Origin of the sequence: Xanthomonas sp. SHU 308 (assembly GCF_000364645.1) — a bacterium.
Taxonomy (GTDB): domain Bacteria; phylum Pseudomonadota; class Gammaproteobacteria; order Xanthomonadales; family Xanthomonadaceae; genus Xanthomonas_A; species Xanthomonas_A sontii.
On sequence record NZ_AQOK01000895.1, the window covers coordinates 1 to 7,489 of the forward strand.

The window sequence follows — 7,489 nt, forward strand, 5'->3', positions numbered from 1 at the left end:
CTTGCCCGACTGCGCCGGCGTCGCGGTCGGCGTGGACCGGCTGCTGATGGCAATGCGCGGCACCGCGCAGATCGGCGAGGTGCTCGCCTACGATTTCGCGCATGCCTGAACCGGCCGTCACGTGTTTTCGCGGCGCGTTGTTGCGTTGTCCACACCGATGATGGTTTGATCGGGCACGGCAAGCGCACGCTGCGCGCCAGCAGGTCTTCGTTGTTCAGGTTCTAGGCATAGGGGCAGAGCCAAGCATGAAGTGGGCGTACGGGCTCGGTGGCTGGTGTTGGCTGGGGTTGGCGGCAAGCGTGTGGCCGATGCCGTCGCCGGCGCAGGACACCGATGCGTACGATGCCGCGGTGGTCCGCTGCGAGTCGCGCGACATGACCTGGGTGCACTGTCCGATGTCCACCGACCAGGGGGTGCAACTGGTGCGGCAACTCTCCGACAACGACTGCATCCGCGGCAGCGAGTGGGGCTCCGACGCCACCGGCGTGTGGGTGACCCTGGGCTGTCGCGCCGAATTTCGTCCCAATCCGGTGGAAGCGCCGCGCAGCGCGATGCGCCGCGTGTTGCGCTGCGAGTCCGACGGGCGCCTGGAAAGCTGCCCGGTGATGTTGCGCGGCGCCCCGGTGCGATTGATGCGGCAGTTGTCGTCGGTGCCGTGCCGCGAGGAGCGCAGCTGGGGCGTGCGCCGCAACGAGATCTGGGTCGCGCGCGGCTGCCGCGGCGAGTTCGAGATCGGCGCCGCCGACGGCTCCGGCTTCCCCGCCGGTCCGCGGCCGGTGCTGTGCGAATCCAAGGGCAAGGCGCGGCGCCGCTGCGGCGTCAGCGTGCAGGATCGTGTCGAACTGCGCCGGCAATTGTCCGGCGCGCCCTGCGTGCAGGACGACAGCTGGGGCTGGGACCGCGACGGCATCTGGGTCGACAAGGGCTGCCGCGCCGAGTTCAGCGTCAACTGAGCGCTGGCGCGGCGTTGCGACACCGCGCGGCGTCCTCAATCCGCAATCGCCGGCGTTTACAATGGCGCGATGAACGCCGCCCTCGATATCGATTACGCCCGCTACGACCATATCCGCCCGATCCTGTGGACCGGCGACGCGCTGGAACTGCTGGACCAGCGCAAGCTGCCGTTCGCGGTCGAACACGTGCGCTGCACCGACAGCGACCAGGTCTCAGCGGCGATCCACGCCCTGGCCGTGCGCGGCGCGCCGGCGATCGGCATCGCTGCCGGCTGGGGCACGGTGCTGGCCGCGCGCGAGGTACAGGCCGAGAACGGCGCCGAGGCGTTGCTGAAGCTGGAGCCGGCCCTGCAGCGGCTCAATGCCGCGCGCCCGACCGCGGTCAACCTGGCCTGGGCGCTGGCGCGCATGCGCACCGCACTGGGCGCGGCCGGCAGCGACTGGCAGGCCGTGCTGGAGCGCGAGGCGCAGGCGATCGCCGAAGAGGATCTGGCCGCCAACCGGCACATGGGCGCGCTCGGTGCCGGCCTGATCGTGCCGGGTAGCGGCGTTCTGACCCATTGCAACACCGGCTCGCTGGCCACCGCCGGCTTCGGTACCGCGCTGGGCGTGATCCGCGCCGGCGTCGCCCAGCAGCGCATCGCCAAGGTGTTCGCCGGCGAGACCCGGCCGTGGCTGCAGGGCGCGCGGCTGACCGTGTGGGAACTGCAGCAGGACGGCATCGACGCCACCCTGATCGCCGATTCGGCGGCCTCGCACCTGATGAAGACCGGCGCGGTGCAGTGGGTGATCGTCGGCGCCGACCGCATCTGCGCCAATGGCGACACCGCCAACAAGATCGGCACCTACCAGCTGGCGATCGCCGCGCGCCACCATGGCGTCAAATTCATGGTGGTGGCGCCGTCGTCCACCGTGGACATGGACACTGCCGACGGCGCGCAGATCGAGATCGAGCAACGCGATCCGGGCGAGCTGTTCGGGGTCGGCGGCACCCGCACCGTGGCCGACGGCATCGCCGCCTGGAACCCGGTGTTCGACGTGACCCCGGCGGACCTGATCGATGCCATCGTCACCGAGCGCGGGGTCATCGAGCAGCCGGACCCGGCGCGCATGCGCGCCGCCTTCGGCGGCTGAGTTCCAGGGGAGCGCCGCCGCGCCCGGCAGAGGCGGCCGATGGCGCGCAAGTGCTTGTTCGCGCCGGCAAAAACCGGGCAATCGGGCGCCTGTCATGATAGAATCCGGCGGTTCGATCGACCGCCGTGCGCCCTAGGCGTGCGGCCGCGGCGGGCCCGCCTGTCGCGGGCCGGCGTGGTGGTCGATCCGCCACCAGACTTACGGAACCCGAATGGCAGAATCCGCCAAGGAAATCATCCAGGTCAACCTGGAAGACGAGATGCGCAAGAGCTACCTCGATTACGCCATGAGCGTGATCGTGGGGCGTGCCCTCCCGGATGCGCGCGACGGCCTCAAGCCGGTGCATCGCCGCGTGTTGTTCGCGATGAACGAGTTGGGCGCGCACAGCAACAAGCCCTACTACAAGTCGGCGCGTATCGTCGGCGACGTCATCGGTAAGTACCACCCGCACGGCGACCAGTCGGTGTACGACACCCTGGTGCGCATGGCGCAGCCGTTCTCGCTGCGTTACCTGATGGTGGACGGACAGGGTAACTTCGGTTCGGTCGACGGCGATTCCGCGGCGGCGATGCGTTACACCGAGGCGCGCATGTCGCGGCTCGCGCACGAGATGATGGCCGACATCGACAAGGAAACCGTCGATTTCCAGCCCAACTACGACGAAAAGGAACAGGAACCGTCGGTGATGCCGACGCGCTTCCCGAGCCTGCTGGTCAACGGCTCGGCCGGCATCGCGGTGGGCATGGCCACCAACATCCCGCCGCACAACCTGACCGAGTCGATCAACGCCTGCCTGGCGCTGATCGACAATCCGCAGATCGACGTCGACGGGTTGATGGAGCACATCCCCGGCCCGGATTTCCCGACTGCCGGCATCATCAACGGCACCACCGGCATCGTCGCCGGCTATCGCACCGGCCGCGGCCGCGTGCGCATGCGCGCCAAGGCCGAGATCGAGATCCAGGACAACGGCCGCGAAGCGATCGTGGTCACCGAGATCCCGTACCAGGTCAACAAGGCGCGGCTGATCGAGAAGATCGCCGAGCTGGTCAAGGAAAAGAAGCTCGAAGGCATCAGCGAGCTGCGCGACGAGTCCGACAAGGACGGCATGCGCATCTACATCGAGGTCAAGCGCGGCGAAGCCGCCGACGTGGTGCTGAACAACCTGTACCAGCAGACCCAGATGGAGTCGGTGTTCGGCATCAACATGGTGGCGCTGGTCGATGGCCGCCCGCAGCTGATGAACCTCAAGCAGATGCTGGAGGCCTTCGTCCGCCATCGCCGCGAAGTGGTCACCCGCCGCACCATCTTCGAACTGCGCAAGGCGCGCGCCCGCGCGCACATCCTCGAAGGTCTGACCGTCGCGCTCGCCAACATCGACGAGATGATCGAGTTGATCAAGACCTCGGCGAACCCGAACGAAGCGCGCGAGCGCATGCTGGCCAAGACCTGGCAACCGGGCCTGGTCGGCGCGCTGCTCAACGCGGCCGGCGCCGAGGCCTCGCGCCCGGAAGACCTGCCCAGCGGCGTCGGCCTGGTCGGCGGCGGCTACCAGCTGACCGAAGTGCAGGCCACGCAGATCCTGGAAATGCGCCTGCACCGCCTGACCGGCCTGGAGCAGGAGCGTCTGACCGAGGAATACAAGCAGTTGCTGGAGGCCATCGCCGGGCTGATCCGCATCCTGGAAAACCCGGACGTGCTGCTGCAGGTGATCCGCGAGGAATTGGTCAACATCCGCGAGGAATACGGCGACGCGCGCCGCACCGAGATCCGCCACAGCGAAGAGGATCTGGACATCCTCGACCTGATCGCGCCGGAAGACGTGGTCGTGACCCTGTCGCACGCCGGCTACGCCAAGCGCCAGCCGGTCAGCGCCTACCGCGCGCAGCGCCGCGGCGGCCGCGGCCGCAGCGCGGCGGCGACCAAGGAAGAGGATTTCATCGACCAGCTGTGGCTGGTCAACACCCACGACACGCTGCTGACCTTCACCAGCAGCGGCAAGGTGTTCTGGCTGCCCGTGCACCAGTTGCCCGAGGCCGGGCCGAATGCGCGCGGCCGCCCGATCGTCAACTGGATTCCGCTGGAGAACGGCGAGCGCGTGCAGGCCGTGCTGCCGGTGCGCGAGTACGCCGAAGGCCGCTACGTGTTCTTCGCCACCCGCAACGGCATGGTCAAGAAGACCCCGCTGAGCGAGTTCGCCTTCCAGCGCAAGATCGGCAAGATCGCGATCAACCTGGACGAGGGCGACGCGCTGGTCGGTGTGGCGCTCACCGATGGCGAGCGCGACGTGCTGCTGTTCGCCTCCAACGGCAAGACCGTGCGCTTCTCCGAGCGGCCCAAGGACGACGAGGCCGATGATGCGGCCATCGACGAGGCCGGTGCCGACGACGGCGCCGTGGCCGACGACGAGGCCGCGGGCGAGGAGGGCGACGACGCCCGTGGCGCGCGGCGCAAGAGCCGCGGCGGGGTCAAGCCGACCGGGCGCAGCAGCCGCGGTGTGCGCGGCATCCGCCTGGCCAAGAGCGAGTACGTGGTCAGCCTGATCGTGGCCGAACCGGCCGTGGGCCAGGACGAGGACGCCGACGACGTCGACGCCGCAGCGGACACCGAGGTCGATGCCGAGGCGCGTAACGGCGACGAGGCCGATGCCTACATCCTCACCGCGACCGAGAACGGCTACGGCAAGCGCACCCCGCTGGGCGAGTATCCGCGCAAGGGCCGCGGCACCCAGGGCGTCATCGGCATCCAGACCAGCGAGCGCAACGGCAAGCTGGTCGGTGCGGTGCTGCTGAGCACCCGCGACGAAGTGCTGCTGATCTCCGACGGCGGCACCCTGGTGCGGACCCGCGCCTCGGAAATCTCCCGCGTCGGCCGCAACACCCAGGGCGTGACCCTGATCCGCCTGTCCAAGGGCGAGAAGCTGCAGGCGGTCGAACGCCTGGATGGCTCGCTGGTCGAGGAGGACGTGCTGCCTGGCGAGGACGGCGTTGCCGAAGGCGCTGGCGAGGCGGCACCACCACAGGAGTGATCCGCTCCTGAGCGAACGACGACGCCGGCCTTGTGCCGGCGTCGTCGTTTTTAGGGATGGCCACCGCGACGATGCGGATGATTTGCTGCGAGCGTAGGCACGCGGCGTCAAGGCAGCCATTTGTACGATCGCTGCGCCGCACCGACTGCACATGCCGTCGGGTCGTCGTCGCCCTCGACGACACAGGCCGCGTGATGCCCAGGTCGATGCTGGATCACGAGGACGGCAAGGTTGCGTGTCAGCGTGTGTCAGCAGGAAACGCGCGGCATTCACCGGCTGCCTGGGATAAGGATGCGCGGCGCGCCTGCGCCGCTGCCACGGCGGATGTTCCGCGTGGCCGTGTCCTGCAAGGAGTGGCAATGAACGAATTCGAACAAACCCAGCGTCGCGGCGGCTGGCCGCTGCGCCTGCTCGGCGGCGCCTGCGCGCTGATCGGCGTGGTGCTGGCGATTGGCGGCGCCTGGCTGCTGGCGCTGGGCGGCTCCTGGTACTACCTGGTTGCCGGCCTCGGCCTGACGATCTCCGGCGTGCAACTGTGGCGCGCGCGGCGCAATGGTGCGCTGTGGTTTGCGGCGACCTTCCTGCTGTCGCTGCTGTGGGCGGCATGGGAATCGGGCACCGATTACTGGCGCTGGGTGCCGCGCATGGGCCTGATGGTGTTCCTGGCGCTGCTGCTGGCGTTGCTGCTGCCGCGGCTGGACCGGCCGTTCTCGCGCAGGTTGTCGCGCTCGCTTGCCGCGGTGCTGGCGCTGGTGTTCGTCGGTGCGTTCGCGCTGGCGTTCCTGCCGTACGGCGTGACCGAGGCCGACGGCACGCTGGCGCATGCGGCGGGCATGGCCGCGGCGCTGGCAAGCCCGCGCACCGGCGCGCAGCCGGCCGACGCGCCCGCCGATGCCGACTGGGCCGCCTACGGCCGCGACAATGCCGGCAGTCGCTACACGCCGCTGCGGCAGATCGCTCCGGGCAACGTGGCGCAGTTGCGCACCGCCTGGACCTTCCGCACCGGCGACCTGCCGGACAAGCGCTGGGGCGCGGAAACCACGCCGCTGAAGATCGGCGACAGCCTGTACCTGTGCAGCGCACGCAATCAGCTGATCGCGCTGGATGCGCGCAGCGGCCGCGAGCGCTGGCGCTACGATCCCAAGGTGGCCGACAAGGCGATCCCGTATACCGCCGCCTGCCGCGGCGTCAGCTATTACGCGGTGCCCGACGCTCAGGCTACGGCGTCGGCGGCCTGCCGCCAGCGCATCATCGAAGGCACCCTGGACGGACGCCTGATCGCGGTCGATGCGGCCGACGGCAAGCCCTGCGAGGACTTCGGCCAGCACGGCCAGGTCGACATCACCGTCGGCATGGGCTCCACGCCGCCGGGCTACGTCTCGATCAATTCGCCGCCGACCATCGTGCGCGGGGTCGTCGTCACCGGCCACCAGGTGCTGGACGGACAGAAGCGCTATGAACCGTCCGGCGTGATCCAGGGCTTCGATGCGGTGACCGGCGCGCTGCGCTGGGCCTGGGACATGACCCATCCGGACTGGACCGGCGCGCCGCCGCCGGGGCAGACCTGGACCCGTGGTACGCCCAACATGTGGACCAGCGCGGCCGGCGACGAGCAACTCGGCTACGTGTACCTGCCGATGGGCAATTCCTCGGCCGACTACTGGAGCAGTTCGCGCACTCCGCAGGAAGACCGCTATGCGACCTCGCTGGTCGCGCTGGACGTCACCACCGGCAAGCCGGTGTGGAATTTCCAGACCACCCACATCGACGTGTGGGACTACGACCTGGGTTCGCAACCGACGTTGCTGGATTTCCCGCACGACGGCACCACTGTGCCGGCGGTGCTGCTGCCGAGCAAGCAGGGCGAGCTGTACGTGCTCGACCGGCGCACCGGCAAGCCGCTGGTCGGGGTCGAGGAACGCGCGGTGCCGGGCGGCGGTGTGGAGCCGCAGCGCCGCGCCAAGACCCAGCCGTTCTCGCTGTACCACTCGCTGCGCAAGCGCGACCTGACCGAGCGCGACATGTGGGGCATGACCCCGATCGACCAACTGGTGTGCCGCATCCAGTTCCGCAGCGCCAGCTACAAGGGCATCTACACGCCGCCGGAAGCCGACCGCCATTCGATCGAGTACCCCGGCTACAACGGCGGCTCGGACTGGGGCAGCGTGGCGGTGGATCCGCGGCGGGGTGTGATCGTCGCCAACTACAACGACATGCCCAACTACAACCGGCTGGTGCCACGGGCCAAGGCCGACAAGATGGGCTGGGCGCCGCGCGACCAGGTGCGCGGCGACAGCGGCGGCGCCGAGGGCGCGGGCGATCCGCAGGCCGGCACGCCGTACGCGATCAACGTCAACGCCGGCTGGGGCCTGCC

Annotated in this window: 4 protein-coding genes and 1 pseudogene; all 5 read left to right on the forward strand. The window is 69.4% G+C overall.

Translation table 11 applies throughout. The annotated features are described in order from the left end of the window. Positions 1-109 (forward strand): annotated as a pseudogene (locus D588_RS27475) (amino acid--tRNA ligase-related protein); the annotation flags it as partial. A gap of 199 nt (positions 110-308) precedes the next feature. Further along, a complete protein-coding gene (locus D588_RS0122990) occupies positions 309-953 on the forward strand; it encodes a DUF3011 domain-containing protein (RefSeq protein WP_017913558.1) in 645 nt (214 codons plus the stop codon). Between the two features lie 69 nt (positions 954-1,022). Beyond that, a complete protein-coding gene (mtnA, locus tag D588_RS0122995) occupies positions 1,023-2,087 on the forward strand; it encodes an S-methyl-5-thioribose-1-phosphate isomerase (RefSeq protein WP_017917663.1) in 1,065 nt (354 codons plus the stop codon). Positions 2,088-2,298: 211 nt separating this feature from the next. Beyond that, positions 2,299-5,115 carry a DNA gyrase subunit A gene (gene gyrA / locus D588_RS0123000; RefSeq protein ID WP_017917664.1) on the forward strand — a complete coding sequence of 939 codons (2,817 nt, stop codon included), beginning with the start codon at positions 2,299-2,301 and terminating at the stop codon, positions 5,113-5,115. Between the two features lie 359 nt (positions 5,116-5,474). Next, positions 5,475-7,489, forward strand: a 2,015-nt coding sequence (locus D588_RS0123005) for a PQQ-binding-like beta-propeller repeat protein (RefSeq protein WP_017917665.1), incomplete at its 3' end; no start/stop codon positions are given.